At 62.4% G+C, this 1057-nt stretch carries 1 protein-coding gene and 1 pseudogene; both read right to left on the bottom strand.

Features of this window, described 5'->3' with window-relative positions:
* Nucleotides 1–762, bottom strand: a 762-nt coding sequence (sucD, locus tag A2I95_RS41700) for a succinate--CoA ligase subunit alpha (protein ID WP_291738126.1), incomplete at its 3' end; no start/stop codon positions are given.
* Nucleotides 759–1057: pseudogene (sucC, locus tag A2I95_RS41695) on the bottom strand (succinate--CoA ligase subunit beta); the annotation flags it as partial. The pseudogene sucC and the gene sucD, both read right to left, overlap by 4 nt.

Below are 1057 nucleotides of genomic sequence, written 5' to 3'. Positions count from 1 at the left end.
CGCGCCCGCATGGCCCATGGTGCGGCCCTTAGGAGCGGTCAGACCCGCGACATAGGCCACCACCGGCTTGGTCACGTGGTTTTTGATGTAATCTGCCGCTTCCGCTTCCTGCGGGCCGCCGATTTCACCAATCATCGCGATGACCTCGGTTTCCGGATCCTTCTCGAACCACTCAAGAATGTCCTTGAAGGAGGAACCGTTGATCGGATCGCCGCCGATGCCGACCGAGGTCGAGATCCCCAGGCCCAGCTCTTTCAGCTGCGCTGCGGCCTCGTAGCCCAGCGTGCCCGAACGGCCGATGATGCCAACCGTGCCCGGCAAGTAGATGTGCCCCGGCATGATCCCCAGCAGTGCCTTGCCCGGCGAGATGGTGCCCGCGCAGTTCGGCCCCGTGAGGATCATCCGCTTGTCCTTGGGATAGCGGTACATGTAGCGCTTCACGCGGATCATGTCCTGGGCCGGGATGCCGTCGGTGATGCAGACACAGTAGTTGATGCCCGCATCCGCCGCTTCCATGATGGAGTCAGCTGCAAACGGCGGCGGCACAAACACCAAGGATGCATTGGCGCCGGTTGCCTCCACCGCTTCTTTCACGGTGTTGAAGACCGGCACGCCCTCGACGGTTTCGCCGCCCTTGCCCGGCACAACGCCGCCCACGACGTTGGTTCCGTATTCGATCATGTCTTTGGTATGGAACCGGGCGATTTTGCCGGTGATGCCCTGGACGATGACTTTGCTTTCGCGATCGAGAAGGATGCTCATTTGATTGCCCTCACACGAGTGTTCTGGTCGAGGTCGTTCTTCCACGCGCCGACGGCCCGTTCAGCGGCTTCCATCAGCGAGGTTGCGCGGATAAGCGGCAGACCGGACTGAGCCAGGATCTTCTGGCCTTCCTCCACGTTGGTGCCTGCAAGGCGGACCACCACGGGCACGTCCACTTCGACCTCGCGCAGCGCCTGCACGACGCCCTCGGCCACCCAGTCGCAGCGGTTGATGCCGGCGAAGATGTTGACCAGAACCGCCTGCACATTGCTGTCGGACATCACCAGACGGAAAG

Source organism: Leisingera sp. F5, assembly GCF_001593695.1.
The sequence above is the reverse complement of the archived record's forward strand: the minus strand, read 5'-3'. Positions and strand labels throughout refer to the sequence as shown.